Origin of the sequence: Clostridium sp. HMP27, assembly GCF_000765165.1 — a bacterium.
In the GTDB taxonomy this organism is placed as follows: Bacteria; Bacillota; Clostridia; order Clostridiales; family Clostridiaceae; genus Clostridium_AK.
The window spans coordinates 149,222-174,152 of sequence record NZ_JMFY01000034.1; the positions used below are offsets into that span (position 1 = coordinate 149,222).

Here is a 24,931-nt window from a genome sequence, read left to right on the forward strand (position 1 = left end):
TAGTTGATAGATATAGCATATTTTACAGCACTTATCTTAGTCTTTTTAAGACTTATTAGCTTTTTTACTGTAGCAACTGGACTTTTTCCCAAAGGAACACCGCCAATGGCAAAAATAGGTGTAGCCATTATATTATCGTACATTATTTTACCAGGTGTAGACCTTTCAAAAATAAATTCTGCTTCAAATATGATGATTTTTATGGGAAATGGTATAAGTGAAATTATCACAGGAATAATACTTGGATTTGCAGTGGAACTTTGTTTTATGGCAGCTAAATTTGCAGGAAGTATGATGGATATTCAATCAGGATTATCCATGGCAAGTATGTTTGATCCTAATTCAAATAGCAATGCTACTTTAATAGAAAGACTTTTATATTGGATAAGTCTTGTAATGTTTTTTATAGTAGATGGACATCATATTTTGTTATTGCAGCTTATTGAAAGCTTTAAATGGGTAACTCTTGGGAAACTTATACTATTCCAGGGATCCGCAGGAATTATAATAGAGGCATTCATAAGTTTCTTTATAATTGGCTTTAAAATGGCAATACCAATTATATTAATTGTAATAATAACAGATTTAGTTTTGGGACTTATGTCCAGAACTGTTCCTCAACTAAATGTTATGATACTAGGGCTTCCGATTAAAATACTTATGGTACTGGCAAGTTTTTTATTTGCAATGCCTATATTTTTAAACTTAATTGGGGAAGCATTTAGTTTAATGACAGAGGTTTTTAAAGGAATATTTAATACATTACCAATGATTCCTGTATTATTTATATTTGCTTCTGATGATAAAACTGAGGAAGCTACGCCTCATAAATTAAATGAAGCAAAAAAGAAGGGACAGGTAGCTAAGAGTAAGGAAGCAAGTTTAGCACTTACACTTTTAGCTTGTACATTAATTATAACAGCACTAGGAAATTATATAGTAGAAGGACTTAAAGACACTATAATTCATTTTTTAACTAATTTTTTATATATGGAATTATCTTATAATAATTTATTTTACATAACATTTATAACATTAACGAGAGTTGCAATGCTTGTATTACCTGTAATGATACCTATTATGATTATGGGAATAGCTGCAAATCTTATGCAAACTGGAATTATGTTTACAAAGGAGCCTATAAAACCTGATTTTAAAAAATTAAATCCCATAAGCGGGATTAAAAGGATGTTTTCTGTAAGAACTTTAGTAGAACTAGTAAAAGATGTGCTTTTAATAACAGTAGTTGGATATATAGGATATAAATTTATAATGGAAAACTACACGAAAATTTTAAATTTGTATAATTTAAGATTTTCAGTTCTTATAGAAGCTATAAAGGAATTGATTCAAAGTATATTTTTTAAAGTTACTTTAGTACTAGTAGCACTAGCACTAGGGGATTACATATTTCAAAGAAGACAATTTAAAAAAGATATGAGGATGACAAAACAAGAAATAAAAGAAGAATTTAAGCAGCAAGAAGGAGATCCTCAAGTAAAAGGAAAGATAAAACAAAAGCAAAGAGAAATGGCAATGAGTAGAATGATGCAAAGTATTCCAGATGCATCGGTGATTGTTACAAACCCAACTCATTTAGCTATAGCACTAAGATATAAACAAGGGAAAGATGAAGCTCCAAAGGTAATAGGAAAAGGAGCAGATTATATAGCATTAAAGATAAAAGAAAAGGCAAGGGAATATGAAATACCGATTATAGAAAATAAACCATTAGCTAGAATGATTTATGAAAAGGTTGAAATAGATGAAGAAATACCTGTAGAAATGTATCAAGCAGTGGCAGAAATATTGGCAGTTATAATGAAAAGCAAGTAGTTAATTATAAGGATTATTAACTAAAAAGTGAGGAGAATTAATGTGGAAAACACAGGCAAAAGGTTTAATATAAAAAATAATATAGACATTGTAATAGCTTTTGGAGTTATAGCCATAGTAATGATGATAATAATTCCACTTCCATCATGGTTTTTAGATGTGCTTTTAGCATTAAACATTACAATTTCAGTGGTAATAATGCTTTTGACTATGTTTACCACAGATGTACTACAATTTTCATCATTTCCAACCATGCTGTTGGTTACAACATTATTTAGATTAGGACTTAATATATCTTCTACAAGACTTATATTATCTGAAGGAAGTGCAGGAAGCGTAATAGAGGCCTTTGGAAGTTTCGTTGTAAGAGGAAATTATGTAGTTGGAATAATAATATTTTTAATAATAGTAATAGTTCAGTTTGTTGTAATAACAAGTGGTGCTTCAAGAGTTTCAGAGGTATCAGCAAGATTTACATTAGATGCTATGCCAGGTAAGCAAATGAGTATAGATGCAGATCTTAATTCGGGACTTATAGATGAAACTGGAGCAAGAGATAGAAGAAAAAAGCTTCAGCAGGAAGCAGATTTTTATGGATCTATGGATGGAGCATCTAAATTCGTAAAGGGAGATGCAGTAGCAGGACTTATAGTTACAGGTATAAATATCTTAGGTGGAATAATAATTGGAGTTTTAATGATGAATATGGATGCTGCAAAGGCAGCAGCAACTTTTACAAGACTTACTATAGGAGATGGACTTGTGAGTCAGATACCAGCGCTTTTGATATCAACAGCTTCTGGTATATTAGTTACTCGTTCAGGAAATGAAGAAAATTTTGGTTCGGTTGTAGGCAATCAGCTTACTGCATTTCCTAAGGTAATTGCTATGGCATCTGCAGTACTATTCTTTATGTTTTTAATACCGGGACTTCCAAAGCCACCATTTTTAATACTTTCTATAGCTTGTGGAGTATCATCATACATGCTTTATAAGGATGAACAAGCTAAGGTTATAGAGCAAATAGAATTGGAGAATCAAGAAATTACTGAAATACAAGCTAAGGAACCTGAAAATGTTATGAATCTTATTAGTGTTGAACCAATGGAAGTGGAAATAGGATATGGAATTATACCACTTGCAGATGAGGCATCAGGTGGAGATCTACTTCAAAGAATTACTTCAGTTAGAAGACAATGTGCTATTGAAATGGGAGTTGTAATACAGCCTATAAGAATAAGAGACAACCTTCAGCTTAAGACCAATGAATATGTGATAAAGATAAGAGGAACTATAATTGCAAAAGGAGAACTTATGCCTAGTATGCTTTTATGTATGGATCCTTCGGGAGAGGTAGAAATGCCGGGGATAAAGGCTATAGAGCCAGCATTTGGGCTTCCTGCTATATGGATTAATAATGATAAAAAAGAAGATGCAGAGATAAAAGGGCTTACAGTGGTAGATCCTACAACGGTTATGGTAACACATTTAACTGAAGTTATAAAATCCCATTCATATGAGCTTTTAGGAAGACAGGAAGTTAAGGTTATCATTGATTCAGTGAAGGAAAAATATAGTACAGTAGTAGAAGAACTTATACCAGATCTTATGACAATAGGTGAAATACAAAAGATTCTACAAAATCTATTAAAAGAGAGAGTATCTATAAGGGATATGGTAACTATACTTGAATCTTTAGCAGATAACTCAAGAACTACAAAAGATATAGAAGTATTAACAGAATATGCAAGATTTTCCCTTGCAAGAAGCATATGTAATTCTTTGATAGATGAAAATAACTCTATAACAGTTATAACTTTAGCACCACAAATAGAAGAAATAGTAGCAAATAATATACAAAAATCTATGCAAGGTTCCTTTCCGGCAGTTGATCCAGAAACAACAGGAAGAATTTTGAGCTCTTTAAGAAATACTATAGAAGGTACATTCTTCTATGAAGGTCAGCCTGTAATACTGGTATCTCCTAAAATAAGACCAGCTTTTAGAAAACTTACAGAAATGGTATTCCCCAACTTATGTGTACTTTCTATAAATGAAATACCAAATGATGTAGAAATTAAGGCCGAAGGAGTTGTAGCTGTATAAAATGATGATAAGAAAATATATTGTAAATAACATGAATGAGGCTATGAATAGAATAAAGTACGAACTAGGTCGAGAGGCAGTAATAATAAGTCAAAGAAGAGTAAAGAAGCCTGGATTTTTGGGATTTTTTCAAGGAAAAGTATTGGAAGTTACAGCAGCAGTAGACAACAGTGCTAAAGAAGTTCCTAAAAAAGAAGAGGATAGTTTTGAAGTTTTAAAAACATTAATTAAAGACAAAGCTTCATTAGGTATGAATCATAAAACTGCAGAATCAGAAGCCAATAGAACTCAAAATGAACTTTTAAAAGAATTTCATGAAATGAAAAGCATGATGAAAAATATGATGAATGTAACAGATGATAAGGAATCTTCACACAACAAATTAAAGCAAAAGCTTCAGGAAAATGACATAGAAATAAAAATAATTGAAGAAATATTTACAAAGCTTCCTAAAGAAGACGAGGAAAATATACAAGCTGTTAAGGAGATATTACATAAAAGTATTGAATTAAAAGAAAAAACACTAAATGATATAGTAGTTTTAGTAGGACCTACAGGAGTTGGGAAGACCACTACTATAGCAAAGCTTGCTGGAAGACTTGCACTTTTAGAGAAGAAAAAAGTGGGACTAATAACTATAGATACATATAGAATTGGAGCGGTAGAACAGCTTAAAACCTATGCAGATATAATGAATATACCTTTTAAGGTAGTTTTTTCCATAAAGGATATGGAAAGTGCAATAGAAGGCATGAAAGATTGTGATACCATTTTAGTTGACACCACAGGAAGAAGCTCTAAAAATGTAATGCAGATTTCAGAACTAAGAGCCTTTATAGATAGAATAAATACAAAAGATATTCATTTGGTTATAAGTGGAATAACAAAAAACAAGGATATACATACAATATTAGAAGGGTATAAAGTATTAGAATACAATTATATTATAGTAACAAAGTTAGATGAAACTACAACTTATGGGCCAATTTTAAATATACTAAATACTGCTAAAAAACCACTAAGTTTTATAACTACTGGCCAAAATGTTCCAGATGATATTAGAATTCCTTCTAAAGATGAAATAGTGAATTTAATTCTAGGAGAAGATAATGTATGCTAGATCAAGCGGCAAATTTAAGAAAGCTTATAGAACAAAGGCAGGAAAATAAAGCTGAAAAAGTTAAAAAGGGTCCACGTATAATTACTATCACATCTGGTAAGGGTGGAGTTGGTAAAAGTAATTTGGTAGTTAATTTAGGAATATCCCTTCAAAAGCAAGGATTTAAGGTAATGATATTTGATGCAGATGTAGGTATGGGGAATGATGATGTGCTAATGGGACACATAACTAAATATGATATATATGATGTTATATTTAAAGACATGAAGATAAGTGAAGTATTAGTAGAGGGCCCATTTGGGATAAAGCTTTTACCGGGAGGGAATGGATTTTCAAAGATAGATGAGATTTCAGATTCTCAAAGGGAAGAGTTTATAACCAAATTGAGGGAAATAGAAGACGTAGATTTCTTGCTTATGGATACAGGTGCAGGAGTAAATAGAGATGTATTAGCCTTTGTGGCATGTTCAGAGGAGCTCATACTTATAACTACTCCAGAACCTACATCCCTTACAGATGCATATAGTCTTTTAAAAGCTGTAAGACATTTTAAGTTAAAGGATACAGCATATGTGGTTATAAACAAGTCTTTTAACTTAAAGGAGTCTATAAGTACTTATGAGAGGTTTAAGAGTACTGTAAGTAGGTTTTTAAATATGGAATTAAGTTATTTGGGAGATATTCCTGAAGATAGAAAGCTTACAGAAGCAGTAAGAAAACAAGATCCAGTGGTAATAAGTGCACCTTATTCAGAATCAGCAAGAGCCATAGAAAAAATAGCAGAAAAGCTTGTAGGAACTAGTGTGTATAAGGACAATGTTTCTGTAAAAGGTTTATTTAAAAAGATTTTTGCTATATTTTCATAAAATATAAACTAGGGTAGGAGTGTTATGAGCATGAGTGAGAGGATAAATTTCAAAGTAAATGAGAAGATTGAAATTTTGATGGAAGACGGAATTTATAAGAGTAATATACAAGATTTAACCGATGAATATATTGCAATAAGCGTTCCTGTTAAGAGCGGAAGTTATTTACCTTTAAGAAAAGGTGAAATTATAGAAGGAATATATTACCAAGATAAATCTGTGTATAAATTTTTTACTCCTGTCTTAGGAAGAAAAATAGACAGAATAATGATGATAACTTTAAAGAAGCCTGAGAAGTTTACTAAAATACAAAGAAGAAATTTTGTAAGAGTATATTTTTTAAGCAATATATTATTTGCTGTCATAGGTAATAAAAATGGACTACTAGATATAAATGGGGATGAAATAACCTTTGATAGTGGATACGCACTGGACTTAAGTGCAGGAGGAATAAGGCTTAGCGCCACAAGGGATTTATATTTAGGGGACATAATCATGATGAATATTCCTGTTAAAGAGGAGAACTTAAGTTTAAAAGGGAAAGTTGTAAGGGTAGAAAAAGATGAAAATAATAAAGGCATATATGGAATATGTTTTATAGACATAGATAATAAAACTGTAGATAAAATAATGAGAATATTATTTCAAATAATGAGGGAACAAAGAAAACTTGGGATAGAAGGGGATTAAAATTATGGCAATAGCGATAGAAGGAAATTTTAAAGAGCAAATAATACAAAAATACATTCCACTAGTAAAATATATAGCATCAAGGGTTATTATAGGGAAAACAAAATATATTGAATATGAGGATTTGGTAAGTTATGGACTAATTGGACTTATGGATGCAATTAATAAATTTGATCCTTCTAAAGGTATGAAATTTTCAACTTATGCTTCTATAAGAATAAAAGGGTCAATGATAGATGAACTGCGTAAAATAAGCCCTATATCAAAGGGAGCAATGGATAAATTAAACAGATATAATGCTGCAGTAGAAAACTTGCAAAAGAGAGAGGGCAGGGAACCAAAGATATTTGAGATAGCAACTGAACTTGGAGTTTCAATACAAGATGTTTCTGAAGTGGAAAATTATATTAATTATATATCAGTGATCTCCTTAGAAAATTTAATATTCTCAGAAGATGATGATATGCCATTAATAGGTACAGTAGTAGATGAAAAAAGTCCAAGCCCTGAAAAAACCTTGGAAGAAAAAGAACTTTTAGAGTATTTAGCAAAGGCTTTAGATAATTTAAAAGAAAAGGATAAAACAGTTCTTTCATTATATTACTATGAGAAATTTACATTAAAGGAAATAGGCAGTGTACTTGGGGTATCTGAATCAAGAGTGTGTCAGCTTCATAGCAGAGCAATATTACATTTAAGAGATGAGCTTAAAAGATTAAAATATAATATAGAGAATTAATAAATTAATTCAAAAGGAGTATTATTAATGCCATATTTTTTAATAATAATTTCTTTAACACTTATAGTTTTGAATATTATATCCTTTAAAAAAGACAAAAATTCATTTAAACATATTTTAATAAATAAGGAAGAAAATATACAAAACTATGAAGTAGAAATAGGAAAACTCAGACGAGAGATGGGAGAAACCATATTAGATATACAAACGGAAATGAGAGAATTAAAAGAAAAAATAAATGCGTTAGAATATGCTATAAGAAAAGAAGAAAGTGTAAAGAAGCAATATAATATAATTCAGGAAGAAAGCCTTATAAATATAGAAGAAGTAAATAAAAATATAGAAATACATAATGAAGGAATTAAAGCTAAAAATTACGGGGCAGTGATCGATAATAAAGATGATAACAGAAATAGTGTTAAGTTGGAAGAAATAAAAAAGCTTATTGATAAAGGTATGAATGAGGAGGAAATTGCAGAAGTACTACATATAGGCAGGGGTGAAATGCTATTAATAAAAGAACTATACTTAAAATAAAAAAACTTATACTATTTTTAAGCGATAGAAAAATATTACTTGGAATAGGAATAGGAATATTTATAGGAACTATAGCAATGCTTGGCACTAAGATTAATTATCAAATGAGTGATTATCAAGTAGAAAAAAGGGCACGAAATATGGGCATGGAATATCCAGAAGAAGCAAAAGTTATATTGAATAAGGAAGTGAAAAAATGATAAGGGGATTATATACAGCAGTATCTGGAATGATAACACAGGAAGCAAAGCAAGATGTTGTAACAAATAATCTTGCAAATGTAAACACTGTAGGCTTTAAAGTAGATAATCTGGCTACTAAATCCTTTAACGAAGTACTTTTAAGTAATAGGGATAAAATAGTAAATGGTAAGAATGTAAAAGTGAACCTTGGAACAATAAATTTTGGAAGTAAAATTGATGAAGTCGCTACAAGCTTTACCCAAGGAACTTTAGACAAAACGGACAAGGAAACTGATTTTGCAATAAACGGAAGGGGGTTCTTTGTAGTAGAAAGAAATACTGGAATAAATGCTGAAAGATATTATACAAGGGATGGACATTTTCATGTAAATTCTCAAGGTTTTTTAGTTAATGATAATGGAGATAATGTAATTGGAATAAACACTGAAACAGGGGTAGAGGGACCTATAAACACAAATGTTAGTAGGTTAGACCAATTCAATATGATGCTTGTAGATTTTCAGGATTATAACTCCTTAACTAAAATTGGAGATAATATGTACAGTGGAGAAGGACAGCAGATAGCAGCTAATGGAGATATAAAACAATATTCTTTAGAAAAATCTAATGTAAATATAACCCGTGAAATGATTGAAATGATGACTGTTATGAGAACTTTTGAAACAAATCAAAAGATAATTCAATCATTAGATGAAACCTTAGGAAAAGCAGCAAATGAAATAGGAAGGGTATAATTTTAGTAATCAGTAGATAGTAACCAGATACCAGTAATGTCAGGAGTAAGGTGCTAGATACTATGAACTTATTAGAGTGGAGGTTAAGAGCAGTGTTTAGAGTTTTATGGAATGGTAGAAGTTCTATGATGGCACAGCAGGAAAAGTTAGATACTATATCAAATAATATAGCTAATTCTAATACTACTGGATATAAAAGAGAAGAAGTTTCATTTCAAGATTTGATGTATGAAACATTAGATAGAAGAGGATATCCTGTGAATAAAGGAGAAAATAAAAATCTCATAACTGGCACTGGCGTTAAAGCAGGGCAATGGATAAGAGATAATTCTCAAGGAAGTGTTGTAGACACAGGTAGTACAACAGATTTAGCCATAGATGGGCCAGGCTATTTTAGAGTTAGAGGATCTGAAGGTGACATGCTAACACGAGGTGGAAGTTTTAATATAAATGTCAATGGTAATTTAGTAGATAAAAATGGGAATTTGTTAGTAATAGAACCTTATGCAAATAATATTAATATACCCTTAACTAAAGATAACTTCTCAATAAAAGAAGATGGAGTAATAACAGTAAAACAAGGAAATGATTACATTGACATGGGGAAGATTAATATTTATAATACGGTAGGAGATAATGACCTTTTATCTGTAGGTGAAAATCTATACGTTCCTAAGGAAGGGGTTGAGCCTCAACCTGTTATTAATTCTAGCATAATGCAGGGATTTTTAGAAAATTCCAATGTAGATATGGCAAAAGAAATGTCTGATATGATAATTACACAAAGAGCATTTAGCTTTGGTTCTCGTGCGGTAACAACTGCAGATGAAATGTGGGGAATGGTTAATAATATTAGAGGGAAATAAAATAGAACACTTAAGAAATAGTCGCTAGTCTCAAGCATATAGAGATTGGCGACTAAATTTTTTCAGGTTAGGAAGTTAGAATAGTAATTAGAAAAAATATAATAAACCAAATCATACAAATTCCATAAGAAATGCCTATATAATCTCTTATACATATCTGATCAATTTTATTTTTGTATTCACCATAGCTTTTAAGATAGGATGTATTTTTCTTGGAAAAATAATGATAAAAATTAACTGATTCTACATAAGCAGCTAGAATATCTATATTTAACATGGGATTCATATAAGAATTTATAAAATAATCTCCCTTAAAATCTAATGAGAACTTCTTATTTCTAGTAACATAAATAATATATAAAAATCCTTGAGCTATAAATGCAGGAATAAAGGTAGATATATTAAAGCATATAGTTATAAAATTTAAGTTACTTATAATACGAAGATTACACGTTAATGTATAAATAATTGCAAAGCTATTGCCAAATAACATGATATAAAGGAAGGGAGCTATAAATCCACAAACTGTAGAACGTGAAATGATTGATATTGAATCATAAAAATGAACCTTTTCTCTTCTTTTTAAACTTTTACGTTCACTGTTACTTATATCTGTAACTAAAAATGCAGTTATGCCATTGAATATCTCTTTATTATTTATATCAGATAGCCAAATACATAATAATACGGCACACAAATAATAAAAAAATACAGGTATTACTGGATTTTTTACAACTTTTTTCAATGTATTATTTATTCTACGATATATTATTTGCCTATCTATTTTCCATAATAAAATGCTAAAAAAGCACCCTAGTACATAGCCCACTCCCATATATGTTACCCCCTTTGCATACTTTAATAGTGAATAGTTACCTTAAATGCTTAATATAATGTTGAAATTTCGAGGGATATCCCCTCGAAATTTCTTAAGAAGCAATAACTATTAAAATTAAGTATTATCGATTCAGTCTATTAAATCGTCAAGTTTTACGGTTTTCATCTTAATTTTGGGAATTTCATCATCTTGGCTTGATATGTTCTTAGTTTTAGGCATCATAAATTCATGACAAGGCATTACACGTTGATTCATATAGCACATATTCATCATAGGGCACATAAACATGCCTTTATTGTTAGGATTATTCATATTTTGATAAGGATTCATATGCATATAATTACACATGCACTTATTCATCTTACACATATAGATTTCCCCCTAAAAGATTATCAGTACTATTATATGAACGAAATTATTAAAACTTTACATAAGATTATAGAAAGTGGATAAGAAAATTATCTATAAACATCATATATGGAATTTAAGTTAAAATTAAGGTTCAGATGTTATTATATTTTTAAGAGTAATATATTGAAAAGTGATTTGTATAACTGGTATAGAAATTTCTAGGAGGAAAGTTTATGAATAAAAAACTTATGACTATGATAATTGGATTAGCTTTATGTACAGGCATAATGGGATGTACAAAGAAAAGTGATGCAACAACTTCATATTCTACTATAATTTCAAACATTACAATGTCTTCTGGTGAAAAGGAAGTTGTAGGAGAAGCAAATACCTTTATTGAATTAGCGGATACAATAACTGTAAATGGATCAGGGGCATCTGTAGATAAGAATAAAGTCACTATTACTTCTGGTGGAACATACAGCGTAAAAGGTTCTTTAACTGATGGACAAATAATAGTGAATGCAGGTGATAAGGATAAGGTGTATATTATTTTAAATGGGGTAAATATTGCTTGTTCTAATAATTCACCTATTTATGTTATGAATTCTGATAAAACAATTATTTCATTAGCGGATAATACAAAAAACTATGTAAAGGATGGAAAATCTTACGTACTTCAAGATGCATCTGCTGATGAGCCCAATGCAGCAATATTTAGTAAAGACGATCTTACCTTTACTGGGAAAGGTTCATTGACTGTTAATGCAAACTACAAAAATGGTATTAGAAGTAAAGATGATTTAAAAATAGAAGGGGGTACTATCAATATAACTTCTAAGGCAGATGGTATTAGAGGCAAGGATTCAGTTGTTATAACAGATGGAAATATAAAAGTTAACTCAGGTGAAGATGGGATAAAATCAGATAATGCTGAAGAGTTAGAAAAGGGCTATGTATTAATTGAAGCCGGGATACTTAATATTACTGCTGTACAGGATGGTATACAAGGTGAAACAAACACTCTAGTAAAAAATGGGAATATAACAATCAACTCAGGTGGCGGCAGTAAAAATGCAGTTGTAAAAAAAGGAGAACAATTTGGAGGCATGATGGGAGAAAGACCTGATTTCGGGGCTAAGCCTGGTGCTACCGATGAAGCTACTATTGCTGTTTCTAAAGCTGATACAAAACCCACTACTGAAACTGTTGAGGATGCAGAAAGCAACGAGTCAACTAGTGCTAAAGCTATAAAAGCAGGTATTAATATTGTAATAGAGAATGGAAGTTTTACCATTGACTCTTCTGAGGATGCTATGCACTCAAATAATAACTTAGTAATTAATAATGGCAATTTTGATATATCTTCAGGTGATGATGGTATACATGCTGATTCTACTTTAATAATAAATAAGGGAACTATAAATATTAAAAAGTCTTATGAAGGTATTGAAAGTGAAACTATAACAATTAATGATGGAAATATTAATGTTTTAGCAAATGATGATGGGTTGAATGCTGCTGGTGGCAATGATTCCTCAGGAATGGATGGAAATTCTGCCAAAAGTGATCATTCAAAAACAGAAGGTGCACCTGGTAGTTCCTCTGGCAATGGTATAATAAATATTAACGGCGGCTATATTAATGTAAATGCTGCTGGAGATGGTATTGATTCAAATGGTTCAATATATATGAAAAATGGTACAGTTATTGTAAATGGCCCTACAAATAATGGAAATGGATCCTTAGATTATGATAGAAAGTTTGAAGTGACAGGTGGCATTTTAGTTTCTGCTGGCAGCTTAGGAATGGCTCAAGCCCCTAGTTCAACTTCAACTCAAAATTGTGTGAAAGTAAATTTATCTTCACAAAGTGCTAATACCTTAGTTCGTATTGAAGGTGAAACCGGAGATAACATTATTACATTTGCACCATCAAAACAATATGCATCAGTTGTTGTATCCTCACCAAAGTTTAAAACTGGTTCCACATATAAAGTGTATATAGGTGGGAGTTCAACTGGTACGCCTACCAATGGATTATATTCCAATGGAATATATACAAAGGGAACGGAGGTTGGAAGTTTTACAATTTCAAGTACTGTAAGCGAAGTAACTCAAGAAGGTGTAACTATTAAAAATATGGGTAGAGGACAAGGTGGACCTGGAGGTCATGGCGGACAAAGAGGTAAAGGCGCTCCAGATGGCATGGAACCACCACAAAAATAAACTATACTAGGATAAAATTAATGAAAAAAGGTCGCTTTTGGGCGACTTTTTTTCATTAATTATAATTTGTTAACTTATATTTGATATCTAAAGTGTTATTCTGTAGCTGCAGCAGTTAGTGGCGGAATAACTTGTTTCTTTCTAGACATTATTCCTGGAACATACACGCTGTTGCCTTCAAACTGAACGTTAAACGCCTTGTTTATAAGATATTTTTCATTACCAACTACAAGGAAGTCAGAACCTTCTTTTAATAGGTCGGTTACTAAAAGAACTAAAAGATTAAAGTTTTCTTCTTGTTCCTTCTTTTCCATGTAAGTTATCATTTCATCTTTCATCTTAGCAAAACCTTCAGTATCCATGGTGTTTACCTGACCAACACCTACTTTTAAGGATCCTATTTTAAATACCTTAAAGTCCTGATTGAAGATTTCTTCAATAGTTTTTCCTTGGAGTGAAGTGCCAGCTTTAAACATTTCTTGCGCAAATTTTTCAGCATCTATGTTTGCAATTTCAGATAATCTTTTAAGCATTATTTTATCCATACTAGTAGAAGTAGGAGATTTAAATAATAAAGTATCAGATATTATAGCTGCACATAAAATACCCGCAATATTCTTTGAAGGCCTTATGCCGTTTTCAAAGAATATTGAAGCTACAATAGTTGCAGTGCATCCTACAGCTTCATTTCTGAAGTATATTGGATTACCAGTTTGTATGTCTCCGATTCTATGATGATCAATAACTTCTAATAATTCAGCATCTTCAAGACCAGGGATAGATTGACTTCTTTCATTATGGTCAACTAATATAACTTTTTTCTTGTTTTTAGAAATTAAGTGATATCTTGAAATACTTCCTATTACCTTATTATCATCATTAACTATTGGATAACTTCTATATCTTGTTTGAAGCATTGTTTCTTTTACATCATCTACTAAATCTGTTGGATTAAATACTAGTAAATTATCCTTAGTCATAACATAACTTACAGGCACACTCTGCGGTATAAGTCTTGCAGCAGTAAACGTATCGTAAGGAGTCATTATAATGGAACATCCCACTTCCTTTGCTTTTGCGAGTATTTCTTCGCGTACAATATGCTTGCCTGTAATTATCATAAGAGAAGCTTTTTTATCAAGTATTATTTCTTGAGCATCTTCTCTGTCACCGCAAATAACTACGTCGCCTTCTTCAATAAGCTCGCAGGCACTATCAGGCTTCATAGCAGTGACTACTATTTTACCACTAAACTTTTGAGCATTTTGAGCTACATATATAGATTCAGCAGAAAGAGTTTCTATTATATGTTCAAGTTTAACTCCACTTTTTGAAAGTATATTATTATCCCATATATCCATATAATTAGAAGTTATATTAGATACAGAAGCAAGACCTACAAGTTTTTCAGAGTTATCTACTACTGGAAGAGTTTTTATATTGTTTTTTGACATTATAGACCAAGCCATCTTTAAAGTTATATCAGGGTTTATTGGAGGAACTGTATCTATGTCTAAATCTTGAATTTGAGTCCTCACGGTTTCAACAAACTCGGGAGCCTTTACTCCGAAATAGTCCAGTGCAAATTGAGTTTCACGACTTAATTCACCAAGTCTTACTGGGATAGCCGGTATGTTTCCAGTTTTATTTTTAAAATCAGCATAAGCTATAGCGGAACATATAGAATCCGTATCAGGATTTTTATGTCCACTTATGTATATTAAATCCTTCATAAAAAAACCTCCTTTTATTTACCTTATTAATAATAGCAAAAAAATAAGGAAATTTAAAGTAACTTTAAGAAGAAGCAAGAAAAATGTACAATTAAGCATATTTTTAAAATTTAAAATATTTATAGCATTTAGCACATATATTTAATTAGTGAGAAAAAATTAAATACATATTTATGTTATACATAAGGGGGGATTATTATGGTAAATGAAAAAGAATTAATTCAAGGATTAGATTCCTTAGAGGCGCAAAGGAGGCTAACAAGATACGGGCCTAATAAACTTGAAAGTAAAGAAAAGATTTCACCTATAAAAATATTTTTACAACAGTTTAATGATTTTATAGTTTGGATATTAATTGCTGCAACTATAATATCTGGTATTATGGGGGAAAAGGCAGATGCTATAACAATACTTATAATTGTAATAATGAATGGCATATTAGGATTTATTCAAGAATTCAAAACAGAAAAATCCTTAGAAGCTTTGAATCAACTAGCATCACCTACTGCAAAGGTTATAAGAGATGGAGTTTTAAAAGTATTAAATGCTGAATTTCTAGTAATAGGAGATGTAATTTTAGTAGAAAGCGGAGATAGGGTACCTGCAGATGCAATAATTTTTGAGGACTCAAATTTGATGATAGATGAATCTCTTTTAACAGGGGAATCCGTAGGAGTTAATAAATCCTCTGCTAATAAATCTAGTTCTAATTTATATATGGGAACAATAGTTTTAAAGGGAAAAGGAAAGGCAAAGATAGTAAGCACAGGTATGCAAACTGAAATGGGAAAAATTGCAGGCATGCTTCAAAGTATAGAAAAGGAAAAATCACCTTTAAAAGAAAAGCTGAATTCATTAGGTAAAATAATGGTTTATATGTGCCTAATAATATGTGCTATAGTTACTGCCACAGGCATATTTAGAGGACAAGATGTTACTGAAATGTTCCTTTTAGGTGTAAGTCTTGCAGTAGCTGCTATTCCAGAGGGACTTGCAGCAATAGTGACAGTAGCTTTAGCACTAGGAGTTTCTAGAATGCTTAAGAAAAATGCATTAGTAAGAAAACTACCAGCAGTAGAAACCTTAGGATGTACATCTGTAATTTGTAGTGATAAAACAGGAACACTTACAGAAAATAAGATGACAGTAAAGGCAATGTATTTTAATAATAGTATGTATAATTTAGATAAGGAAAATGTACCTAGTAATGTACTTTTTAAAAAGACTGTGGCTTATTGCAATGATTGTAATATAGACCCAAATAAAAAGGAATTAGACAAAAGTCTTTTAGGTGATCCAACAGAAACTGCTCTTATTAAAGCATTTTTTAAGGAAACAGGAGAAGTAAAAAACTTTTTAGGCAAAGCATATAGGGCTAAAGATAATCCATTTACATCTGAAAGAAAAATGATGTCTGTAGTTATGAAGGAAAATTCTAAGTATACAGTATATTTAAAAGGGGCTCCAGAAAGAGTAGTTGAAAATTGTAAATACATTTTAATAAATGGAGAGGTAGTTCCTTTTACATCTATTTATAAAGAAAAAGTTTTAAAAGCAGTAGAAAGTATGTCCTTTAAGGCTTTAAGATGTATAGGCGCAGCTTATAAGGATATTTCAAATATTCATGAGAGTAACCTAGAAAAAGACCTAGTGTTTATAGGAATTGCAGGGATTATAGATCCTCCAAGGCGTGAAGTGAAAGATGCAGTATTTAAGTGTAAACTTGCAGGAATAAGACCTGTAATGATAACTGGAGATCATAAGAATACAGCTTATGCTATAGCAAAAGAGCTTGATATAGCTAAAGATGAAAGCGAAGTAATAACTGGGGAAGAATTAGATAAATTAAGCGACAAGGCACTAGAGAAGAAAGTAGAAAATATTAGAGTATTTGCAAGAGTAAGTCCAAATCATAAACTAAAAATAGTTAAGGCCTTTAAAAATAATGGAAATATAGTAGCAATGACAGGGGATGGAGTAAATGATGCACCAGCAGTTAAGGAAGCAGATATAGGAATTTCTATGGGTATTTCAGGAACAGATGTAACAAAGGAAGCATCTTCTATGATACTCTTAGATGATAACTTCAAAACAATTGTATCAGCTGTAGAAGAAGGTAGAGTAATTTATGATAATATAAGAAAGTTTATAAGATATCTGTTGTCTTGTAATTTAGGAGAAGTGCTAACTATGTTTTTAGCTTCAATTTTAGCACTACCTACACCGCTTCTTCCAATACAGATATTATTTGTAAATTTAGCTACTGATGGACTTCCAGCTATGGCACTTGGAGTAGATCCTGCAGATCCTGATATAATGGAGCAAAGGCCTCGTCCTAAGAGAGAAAGTATATTTGCAAGAGGACTTAAAGAAAAGATAGTGATTAGAGGAACTTTAATTGGAATATGTACTTTAATGGCATTTATGGCAGGTAAAATATATAATATGGGGCTTGAAACTTCTAGAACGTTAGCGCTTTGTACTTTAGTACTATCACAGCTTATACATGTTTTTGAATGCAGATCAGAAAGACATTCTATATTTGAAATAAAGTTTTATACTAATATGTACCTAGTAGCGGCGGTTTTAATATCTATAATAATGCTGAATTTAGTATTATATGTGCCATTTTTAAGTAACGTATTTCATACTGTACCTCTAGACCTTGGTAAGTGGTGTATAGTTATATTTTTCTCAGGAGTAATTGCATTTATAAATAGCACTTACTTGTATTTAACTACAAAAAGAAGGTAAATAAAAAAGTTATTTTTAGCATAGGGTCAGGCTGTTGATAAGCATATTTTGTCAACAGCCTTTTATATTTATTAAGTTTTAAACTTTATAAAGATTAAACTAACCTGCAAATCGTAAAATTTTAATAAAATATATATGCAAAGGAATAAAGGAGAAGGACTTTTAAAATAAGTGTTGAATATTATGAATATTCACCAAGGTAAAGGTATAGGGGGAATAAAATGAATTTAAGCATGTTGGGGAAGTTATTAACAGATTGCTTTTCAGGTATTATTATTCTTGATGAGGAAGAAAAGGTTATATGGAGCAACGATTTAATTGAAAAAATATGTAATGATAAAAGTCCAATAAATAAGAAGTTTTCTGAACTGTTCTCTATTAAATTATATGAAATTATAAAAGCACTTAAAATTATTAAGACACTGCCTGGTAATATATATAATCTAAAGGCACGGCATATTAAAGAAGAAAAAATATATATAGTATATATACAAGAAATTACAGATATTTATAATAAAGATATAAAGCTTTACTGTTTAGAAAAAATAATAGAATCTATAAATGATGGTATTATAATTAGTAATCATGAAGGACGTGTTGTATTATACAATAAAGCTCAGGAAAATTTAGAAGAACTATTAGCAGAAGAAGTGGTTGGGAAACATCTTTGGGAAGTTTACCAGTATAACCCTGAACACAATCCAGAAATGGCTGAACATAGAATGGTTTATAAAACTAGGGAGCCTATTATAGAAAAATATAGAGCTCATGCTTATAAAAATGGAATACCTAAATATGTATCATATAGCACATATCCTATAATAAAGGATGATGAAGTAATTGGTGTTTATTCTATAAGCAAGAATGAAACAAGTCTTCAATCCCTGCTTTCAGAAACCATAGAATTGAAAAGAAAATTATTTAGTAAAGGTGAAGCAAAAGAACAAAAATATAAAAATAATGGAACAACATATACATTTTCAGGTATTGTAGGGGATAGTGATGTGACTAAAAATATAATAAAAGAAGCACAAACTGTATCCTTATTAAGTAATACAGTACTTATCGTTGGGGAAACAGGGACTGGAAAAGAAGTTTTTGCACAAAGTATACATAACTTTGGCAAGAATAAAGATGAGCCTTTTGTAGCTATAAACTGTGCTGCAATACCTGAAAACTTATTAGAGAGTACGCTATTTGGTACTATAAAAGGAGCTTACACAGGAGCAATTACCCAAAGTGGTCTTTTTGAAGAAGCTAGAAATGGAACAATATTTCTGGATGAACTTAATTCTATGCCTATGTCAATGCAATCTAAGCTTTTAAGAGTATTACAGGAAAGAGTTGTACGTAGAGTTGGAGGGGCTGCGGTAACTCCAATACAATGTCGCGTAATAACTGCTATTAATGAGGAACCTTCAAAGCTTATAGAAGAAGGACGATTACGACAGGATCTTTTTTATAGAATATCGGGATTTTGTCTTTATATACCTCCATTGAGAGAAAGAAAGGAAGATGTAATATGTATTGGGGAGTTTTTTATAAAGAAATATAATAAGTTACTAAATAGAAATATAGAAACTTTCTCTACGAAACTAAGAGATATAATGTTAAGCTATAGGTGGTCTGGCAATATTAGAGAACTAGAACACTTTGTAGAAAATATGATGATTAAGGCTACAGAAAATCAAAGAGAACTTAATTATGAAGACATTCCAAGATATATAAAAAGTGAAATGTTAAATGAAGTAGCAGTAAATATTATAGAGGATAATGAAAAAACCTTGCCTGAATTTCTACGTTTTGAAGAAAAAAAGATAATTATAAATAGTTTAAACAAAAATTTATGGAACTTAACTAGAACGGCTAAAGACTTAGGTATTATACGTCAAAGTTTAGAGTATAGAATGAAAAAATTAGATATAAAGAGAGATATAAAATAGATATAAAATAGATATTATGAGAAATTTGCCTATCGCATAAAAATTATGCAATAGGCAAATTTTTTATGCAATAATTTTACAAGTGTTACAACGATAATTGCATAAAAACTATGCAATAGATACTTATAAGTCCTAATATTTACGTTGAACAAATACCCAAGTCCATTGTTTTAATGTAATATATTGAAAAAAGTTCCATTGGCATGGCATTTGCTATATATAATTGTGTAAAGAAGTTAATTAAATAAATAAAAACATATAAGATTAAGGGGGAAATAATTATGGAAAAACCAGAAATCCTATATTCAGTTAAAGCTCAGAGAGGTTCAGAATTAAGATGTAAGGGCTGGAAGCAAGAAACTATACTTAGAATGTTAGAAAACAATATGGAAAATGCAGAAATACCTGAATTACTAGTTATCTATGGTGGTAATGGTAAATGTGCTAGAAACTGGGAGTCATATCATGCAATAGTTAAATCACTTAAGGAATTAGAAGACGATGAAACTTTAGTTGTACAATCAGGTATGCCAGTAGCAATATTTAAAACTCATAAATATGCTCCAAGCGTTGTAATGGCTACCACAAATATAATGAAAGCTGATTGGCCAACATTTTATGATCTTCAGGACAAGAATTTAACTATGTTTGCTCAGTATACTGCTGCTCCTTGGGAGTATATAGGAACTCAAGGTGTTATAGAAGGAACATTTGAAACATTATCAGCTATAGCTATGCAAAAGTTTAATGGTGATTTATCTGGAAGAATTTACCTAACCGCTGGAGCAGGTGGAATGGGTGGAAATCAAAGCTGGGCAATGAAGATGCATGGTGGAGTTGCTATAGTAGTTGATGCTGATGAAAGAGTAATTAGAAGACGTATAGAAAAGGACTACATGGATACTATAGTATATTCTATGGATGAAGCTATAGAAATGGCTACAGCTGCAGCGGCTAAGAAAGAACCATTGTCTATAGGAGTTGTTGGAAATGCTGCTGACTTATTTGAGTATGCATATAATAAAGGATTTATGCCAGACATAATAAGTGAAATGTGTCCATGTCATGATCCAATTTCATATATACCATCTGGATATACTGGAGAAGAAGCAGACGCATTTAGAGCTGAAGATCGTGAACTTTATCTAGAAAAAGCTAGAGAGACTATGATAAGACAGTTACGTGCAATGAATGCATATTTTGCAAAGGGTGTTGAAGTATTTGAATATGGAACAAGTATAAGAAAAGAATGCCGCGATGCAGGAATGCCTAAAGAAGAAGCATTTACAATCCCAGGATTTGTTGCTAAGTATATTCGTCCTTTATTCTGTGAAGGTCGTGGACCATTTAGATGGACTTGTATATCAGGGGATCCAGAAGATCTTGCTAAAACAGATGCTCTTGCATTAGAGTTATTTAAAAATGACCCACTAGTAACAAGATGGATTACGCTTGCTCATAAACACCTTCCAATAGAAGGGCTTCCAGCAAGAGTTTGTTATATGGCATTTGGGGAACGTAAGAAATTTGCATTAGCTGTAAACGAACTTATCAAAAAGGGAGAAATTAAGGGACCTGTAGCCTTCTCAAGAGATAATTTAGACTGTGGTTCTATAGTTAACCCAACCTTTGAATCAGAAAATATGAAGGATGGTAGCGATTTGATTTCTGACTGGCCATATTTGAATGGATTGCTTAATGCTGTAGGAATGTGTGACTTAATAGCTATACAATCTAACTACTCCATGGGCGAAGCGGTTCATACAGGAGTTACAATGATTGCAGATGGTACTGATGAAGCAGCTATGAGACTTGAAGTTTGTATGGCAACAGACTCTGGAATAGGTATCATAAGACATGCTCAAGCTGGATATGAAACTTCAAGGGAAATTGCTGAAGGAAGAGGAAAATATACAACTGATAGTATTAAGGTTCCATTATGGTGGACACCAGAAGCAACATTTGGACCAAATGGAAAAGCTCCAAGATAATAGTTATCGAGCCATTAAAATATTAATATAACTCATAATTTTATTGCAGTTGTACCTCTTCAGAAATGGAGAGGTACAAATTACATTATTAGAGGAGAGCCTAAATGGAAAAAGAGAAATGTAAATCAAAAGTTGATTTACTTATTGAAGATTGTTCACAATTAGTAACTTGTAGGAAAGATTCTATAGATCAAATCGGACTAATTGAAAATGGATGGATTGCAGTAAAAGGAGAAAAAATCGTTGCAGTAGGGTCTAGAGAAGAAGTAATAGGGCAAGTGGATTGCAGTAAAGCAAGAATAATAAGTGCTAAAGGAAAAGTAGTAGTGCCTGGTTTTATTGATGCTCATACTCATTTGGTTTTTGGTGGATCCAGAGTTAAGGAGTATGCTGCTAGATTAACCACAGATGACTCAAAAGTATTACAGGGCATGGGAATTAAGACAGGGATAATGGTAACGGTGGAAATGACCAGAAATGCTTCAACAGAATCCTTATATAAGACAGCTGCAAGTAGACTATACAACATGCTAAGTTCTGGAACTACAACTGTAGAAAGCAAAAGTGGATATGGACTTACTACTGTAGATGAAATGAAAATGTTGAAAATCAACGAACAATTAAATGAAAGCTTGCCTATAGACATAGTTTCTACTTTTTTAGGAGCTCATGGTTGGCCGGATGATATGCCACGTGAAAAATATATAGATACACTAATAGAAGAAATGATACCCTGGGTGGCAAAGCTTGAGTTAGCGAAGTTCTGTGATATATGGTGTGATGATGGGCATTATACTGCAAAAGAATGCCAAAGAATACTTCAAGCTGCAAGAGATGTCGGTATTGAACCTAAGATACACACGGATGCTTATTCTTATATAGGAGGGTCCGACTTAGCAGCTGATATGAAAATGATTTCAGCAGATCATCTAAATTACACACCAAAGTCTGTACTAAATAAATTAGCAAAAGCTAATGTGCCAGGAGTACTGCTTCCAGCAATTGATTTTGCTGTAAATCATCCAAAACCCTTTGATCCAAGGTCAATGATAGAAGAAGGCATGACTATAGCATTAGCTACTAATTGCTGTCCAGGCTGTTGGAACGAATCAATGCAGTTTGTCATGGCTCTTGCCTGTAGAAGACATAGGATGAGTGCAGCAGAAGCATTAAGGGCTGCTACATTAGGTGGAGCAATTGCTTTGGGGTTAGAATATGATAGGGGAACACTTGAGGTTGGAAAGCTTGCAGATATTCAAATATGGGATGTTGACACCTATGAAGATGTGGTATATCGTTTGGGCGGAAATGTAGTTGAAAAAGTTATAAAGAGGGGAAAAGTTGTAATAGAAAATAACTTATCAGGGTTTTCTTTTATTAACAATACTGTGAAAAAGGATGATTAATATGAATTATATTGATACACTAAATAAAATTATCGATTCCAGAGATTTTACAGTAGGTGGAGGATCAGCAGCAGCTTTAGCAGGAGCAATGGCTGCAGGACTTATCGGTATGGTAGCTAGATTATCTACTAAAAAGGAATATGGACTTTCAGCTGAGAAGTATATTTGTATTGCTGATAAGTTAGATGAAATCGGTAAAAATTTACTTGATGGGGCAGTAAATGATACGGATTCATTTAAAAAAATAATAGAAGCTTATGCTATGCCTAAGGAAACTGAAGATGAGAAATTAGCTCGCAGTCAAGCTGTTCAAGAGGCTGCAATAGGGGCAGCTACTGTTCCATTAAACAATGGAAAACTTTGCAGAGAAATTTTTGATTTTTATATTTTAATAGAAGGTAAGTGTAATCCTAATGCTGCTTCGGATTTAGAGGAAGGAAAGTTACTTTTAAATGCAGCAATTTTAGGTTGTGTGCTAAATATAGAAGCTAATCTTTCATTGATTAGAAATGTAGATATTAAATCGAAATTTCAAAAGGAGATTGATTATCTGAACTGTATATCACAAAAGGAACATTTTAAATATTAAGGGGGATATTATATGTTAACAAATCCTGTAATACTATCAGTTTTAGTGATGTCAATACTGTGTCTTTTAAAGTTAAATGTTCTCATTGCTTTAATACTTGCAGCTCTAGTAGGTGGAACTGCAGCGGGCATGCCTATTTCTAAAACTATGGAAGTATTAATTGGAGGTATGGGAGGAAACTCTCAAACAGCACTAAGTTATATTTTGCTTGGAGCATTAGCAGCGGCCATACACAAAACGGGAGCAGCAGAAGTTCTCTCTATAAAAATTGCAGGATGGATTAAGGGGAAAAAGATTATTTTGCTATTTATATTTGCGATAGTTGCTTGTTTGTCAGGAACAGTTATACCCGTTCATATAGCTTTTATACCAATTCTTATACCACCATTATTATCATTAATGAATAAACTTAAGATGGATAGAAGAGGAGCGGCATGTGCCTTGGCTTTTGGATTAAAAGCTCCATATATTACTTGGCCTATTGGTTATGGATTAATATTTCATGGAATAATAAAGGATCAAATGATAGCCAATGGAATGCCTGTAAGCTTGGATATGGTTTGGAAGGCTACTTGGGTTGGGGGACTTGCTATGCTAGTTGGGTTTATTATTTCTTTATTTACCTATAGAAAACCAAGAGATTATGAGATTGTATCCATAGAAGAAGATCAGGTAGCAGCAGTAAAAGAAGAAGTTAAGGTAACATCAGCTCATATAGCTACACTATTAGCTGGAGTTGCAGCATTAGGTATTCAACTAGCATTTGGATCATTGCCACTTGGAGCTATTGTAGGGCTTGCTATTATGATAGGGGCAAGAGCAATTAAATGGAGTGACATGGATGAATTACTAAGTGGCGGTATTAAAATGATGGGACTTATAGCATTTGTTATGTTAGTTGCGGCTGGATATGCAGCTGTAATTAGAGAAACTGGAGGTGTTGAAAGCTTAGTAAATGCAGCTGATGGAGCTATGGGTGGAAATATGTTTATTGCTGCTCTAGTTATGTTATTATTAGGATTGCTTGTAACTATGGGAATTGGTACTTCTTTTGGAACAGTTCCAATTCTTGCAGCAATATATGTACCTCTTTGTATGGCAATAGGATTTAGTCCTAAGTCTACTATTTTATTAATAGCTATTGCAGGTGCCTTAGGTGATGCGGGTTCTCCTGCATCAGATACGGCACTAGGACCAACAGCAGGGTTAAGTATAGATGGGCAACATGACCATATTTGGGATACTTGTGTTCCTACATTCTTACATTATAATATACCACTTCTTATATTTGGTTTGATTGGAGCTCTTATGTTCACATAAAAGAATGATAAATACACCTCCTAGTATAGAGCATTGTTCTAGGAGGTGCATAAACATACTTAATTAAAAACTAAAGGGGGA

The 24,931-nt window shown here is 31.9% G+C and carries 20 protein-coding genes; 17 read left to right on the forward strand and 3 right to left on the reverse strand.

The features are described from left to right. Positions 1 to 3: 3 nt before the first annotated feature. From DP68_RS14935 to DP68_RS14975, 10 genes are all read left to right on the forward strand, one after another. On the forward strand, positions 4 to 1,836 hold the full coding sequence (locus DP68_RS14935; protein WP_035310874.1) for a fused FliR family export protein/FlhB family type III secretion system protein: 1,833 nt from the start codon (positions 4 to 6) through the stop codon (positions 1,834 to 1,836). Positions 1,837 to 1,878: 42 nt separating this feature from the next. After that, the gene (flhA, locus tag DP68_RS14940) at positions 1,879 to 3,942 is read left to right on the forward strand and encodes a flagellar biosynthesis protein FlhA (RefSeq protein WP_035310875.1); all 2,064 of its coding nucleotides are present in this window, start codon (positions 1,879 to 1,881) and stop codon (positions 3,940 to 3,942) included. Position 3,943: 1 nt separating this feature from the next. Next, the gene (flhF, locus tag DP68_RS14945) at positions 3,944 to 5,062 is read left to right on the forward strand and encodes a flagellar biosynthesis protein FlhF (protein ID WP_035310877.1); all 1,119 of its coding nucleotides are present in this window, start codon (positions 3,944 to 3,946) and stop codon (positions 5,060 to 5,062) included. After that, positions 5,056 to 5,928, forward strand: coding sequence for a MinD/ParA family protein (locus DP68_RS14950; protein ID WP_035310879.1), 873 nt, complete (start codon positions 5,056 to 5,058; stop codon positions 5,926 to 5,928). The genes flhF and DP68_RS14950 overlap by 7 nt, the downstream gene beginning before the upstream one ends. 30 nt (positions 5,929 to 5,958) lie before the next feature. After that, positions 5,959 to 6,618, forward strand: a complete 660-nt coding sequence (locus DP68_RS14955) for a flagellar brake domain-containing protein (protein WP_035310881.1) — start codon at positions 5,959 to 5,961, stop codon at positions 6,616 to 6,618. Between the two features lie 4 nt (positions 6,619 to 6,622). Further along, a complete protein-coding gene (locus tag DP68_RS14960; RefSeq protein ID WP_035310882.1) occupies positions 6,623 to 7,357 on the forward strand; it encodes a FliA/WhiG family RNA polymerase sigma factor in 735 nt (244 codons plus the stop codon). Between the two features lie 27 nt (positions 7,358 to 7,384). Then, positions 7,385 to 7,894: a hypothetical protein gene (locus DP68_RS14965; RefSeq protein ID WP_035310883.1), complete on the forward strand. Its 510-nt coding sequence runs from the start codon at positions 7,385 to 7,387 to the stop codon at positions 7,892 to 7,894. Between the two features lie 77 nt (positions 7,895 to 7,971). Beyond that, entirely contained in the window at positions 7,972 to 8,094 is a 123-nt protein-coding gene (locus DP68_RS19740; RefSeq protein ID WP_278281164.1) for a hypothetical protein, read from the forward strand. After that, positions 8,091 to 8,831, forward strand: coding sequence for a flagellar hook-basal body complex protein (locus tag DP68_RS14970; RefSeq protein WP_035310885.1), 741 nt, complete (start codon positions 8,091 to 8,093; stop codon positions 8,829 to 8,831). The genes DP68_RS19740 and DP68_RS14970 overlap by 4 nt, the downstream gene beginning before the upstream one ends. Before the next feature lie 92 nt (positions 8,832 to 8,923). Next, positions 8,924 to 9,697: a flagellar hook-basal body complex protein gene (locus DP68_RS14975; RefSeq protein WP_035311035.1), complete on the forward strand. Its 774-nt coding sequence runs from the start codon at positions 8,924 to 8,926 to the stop codon at positions 9,695 to 9,697. Between the two features lie 67 nt (positions 9,698 to 9,764). Here DP68_RS14975 and DP68_RS14980 read toward each other — a convergent pair whose 3' ends face one another. Together DP68_RS14980 and DP68_RS14985 are read right to left on the reverse strand one after the other, a co-directional pair. Next, positions 9,765 to 10,532 carry a hypothetical protein gene (locus DP68_RS14980; protein ID WP_035310888.1) on the reverse strand — a complete coding sequence of 256 codons (768 nt, stop codon included), beginning with the start codon at positions 10,530 to 10,532 and terminating at the stop codon, positions 9,765 to 9,767. A gap of 132 nt (positions 10,533 to 10,664) precedes the next feature. Then, on the reverse strand, positions 10,665 to 10,904 hold the full coding sequence (locus tag DP68_RS14985) for a hypothetical protein (protein ID WP_035310889.1): 240 nt from the start codon (positions 10,902 to 10,904) through the stop codon (positions 10,665 to 10,667). 215 nt (positions 10,905 to 11,119) lie between these two features. Between DP68_RS14985 and DP68_RS14990 the strand changes: the two genes are divergently transcribed. Further along, positions 11,120 to 13,114: a carbohydrate-binding domain-containing protein gene (locus DP68_RS14990; protein ID WP_035310890.1), complete on the forward strand. Its 1,995-nt coding sequence runs from the start codon at positions 11,120 to 11,122 to the stop codon at positions 13,112 to 13,114. Positions 13,115 to 13,209: 95 nt separating this feature from the next. Here DP68_RS14990 and DP68_RS14995 read toward each other — a convergent pair whose 3' ends face one another. Then, a complete protein-coding gene (locus tag DP68_RS14995) occupies positions 13,210 to 14,847 on the reverse strand; it encodes a putative manganese-dependent inorganic diphosphatase (protein ID WP_035310893.1) in 1,638 nt (545 codons plus the stop codon). Positions 14,848 to 15,045: 198 nt separating this feature from the next. Between DP68_RS14995 and DP68_RS15000 the strand changes: the two genes are divergently transcribed. The 6 genes from DP68_RS15000 (at position 15,046) to DP68_RS15025 (ending at position 24,850) form a co-directional block, all read left to right on the forward strand. Further along, positions 15,046 to 17,601: a calcium-translocating P-type ATPase, PMCA-type gene (locus DP68_RS15000; protein ID WP_035310895.1), complete on the forward strand. Its 2,556-nt coding sequence runs from the start codon at positions 15,046 to 15,048 to the stop codon at positions 17,599 to 17,601. 221 nt (positions 17,602 to 17,822) lie between these two features. Beyond that, the gene (locus DP68_RS15005; protein ID WP_052085833.1) at positions 17,823 to 19,544 is read left to right on the forward strand and encodes a sigma-54-dependent Fis family transcriptional regulator; all 1,722 of its coding nucleotides are present in this window, start codon (positions 17,823 to 17,825) and stop codon (positions 19,542 to 19,544) included. A 281-nt stretch (positions 19,545 to 19,825) separates the two neighbouring features. Beyond that, complete coding sequence (locus tag DP68_RS15010; protein ID WP_035310897.1) at positions 19,826 to 21,535, forward strand: urocanate hydratase; 1,710 nt, start codon at positions 19,826 to 19,828, stop codon at positions 21,533 to 21,535. Positions 21,536 to 21,639: 104 nt separating this feature from the next. Beyond that, positions 21,640 to 22,941, forward strand: a complete 1,302-nt coding sequence (hutI, locus tag DP68_RS15015) for an imidazolonepropionase (RefSeq protein WP_035310899.1) — start codon at positions 21,640 to 21,642, stop codon at positions 22,939 to 22,941. Between the two features lies 1 nt (position 22,942). Next, entirely contained in the window at positions 22,943 to 23,530 is a 588-nt protein-coding gene (locus tag DP68_RS15020; protein ID WP_035310900.1) for a cyclodeaminase/cyclohydrolase family protein, read from the forward strand. Between the two features lie 12 nt (positions 23,531 to 23,542). Then, positions 23,543 to 24,850 carry an SLC13 family permease gene (locus DP68_RS15025; RefSeq protein WP_035310902.1) on the forward strand — a complete coding sequence of 436 codons (1,308 nt, stop codon included), beginning with the start codon at positions 23,543 to 23,545 and terminating at the stop codon, positions 24,848 to 24,850. Positions 24,851 to 24,931: the final 81 nt, after the last annotated feature.

What these genes read in the sequence shown, in the direction of transcription:
- DP68_RS15025 (WP_035310902.1), top strand. Translation starts at nt 23,543, where the DNA reads ATGTTAACAAATCCTGTAATACTATCAGTTTTAGTGATGTCAATACTG.
- flhF (WP_035310877.1), top strand. Translation starts at nt 3,944, where the DNA reads ATGATGATAAGAAAATATATTGTAAATAACATGAATGAGGCTATGAAT.
- DP68_RS14990 (WP_035310890.1), top strand. Translation starts at nt 11,120, where the DNA reads ATGAATAAAAAACTTATGACTATGATAATTGGATTAGCTTTATGTACA.
- DP68_RS14950 (WP_035310879.1), top strand. Translation starts at nt 5,056, where the DNA reads ATGCTAGATCAAGCGGCAAATTTAAGAAAGCTTATAGAACAAAGGCAG.
- DP68_RS15010 (WP_035310897.1), top strand. Translation starts at nt 19,826, where the DNA reads ATGGAAAAACCAGAAATCCTATATTCAGTTAAAGCTCAGAGAGGTTCA.
- DP68_RS14970 (WP_035310885.1), top strand. Translation starts at nt 8,091, where the DNA reads ATGATAAGGGGATTATATACAGCAGTATCTGGAATGATAACACAGGAA.
- DP68_RS14955 (WP_035310881.1), top strand. Translation starts at nt 5,959, where the DNA reads ATGAGTGAGAGGATAAATTTCAAAGTAAATGAGAAGATTGAAATTTTG.
- DP68_RS15000 (WP_035310895.1), top strand. Translation starts at nt 15,046, where the DNA reads ATGGTAAATGAAAAAGAATTAATTCAAGGATTAGATTCCTTAGAGGCG.
- DP68_RS15020 (WP_035310900.1), top strand. Translation starts at nt 22,943, where the DNA reads ATGAATTATATTGATACACTAAATAAAATTATCGATTCCAGAGATTTT.
- DP68_RS14995 (WP_035310893.1), bottom strand. Translation starts at nt 14,847, where the DNA reads ATGAAGGATTTAATATACATAAGTGGACATAAAAATCCTGATACGGAT.
- hutI (WP_035310899.1), top strand. Translation starts at nt 21,640, where the DNA reads ATGGAAAAAGAGAAATGTAAATCAAAAGTTGATTTACTTATTGAAGAT.
- DP68_RS15005 (WP_052085833.1), top strand. Translation starts at nt 17,823, where the DNA reads ATGAATTTAAGCATGTTGGGGAAGTTATTAACAGATTGCTTTTCAGGT.
- DP68_RS14980 (WP_035310888.1), bottom strand. Translation starts at nt 10,532, where the DNA reads ATGGGAGTGGGCTATGTACTAGGGTGCTTTTTTAGCATTTTATTATGG.
- DP68_RS14985 (WP_035310889.1), bottom strand. Translation starts at nt 10,904, where the DNA reads ATGTGTAAGATGAATAAGTGCATGTGTAATTATATGCATATGAATCCT.
- DP68_RS14960 (WP_035310882.1), top strand. Translation starts at nt 6,623, where the DNA reads ATGGCAATAGCGATAGAAGGAAATTTTAAAGAGCAAATAATACAAAAA.
- DP68_RS19740 (WP_278281164.1), top strand. Translation starts at nt 7,972, where the DNA reads ATGCTTGGCACTAAGATTAATTATCAAATGAGTGATTATCAAGTAGAA.
- DP68_RS14965 (WP_035310883.1), top strand. Translation starts at nt 7,385, where the DNA reads ATGCCATATTTTTTAATAATAATTTCTTTAACACTTATAGTTTTGAAT.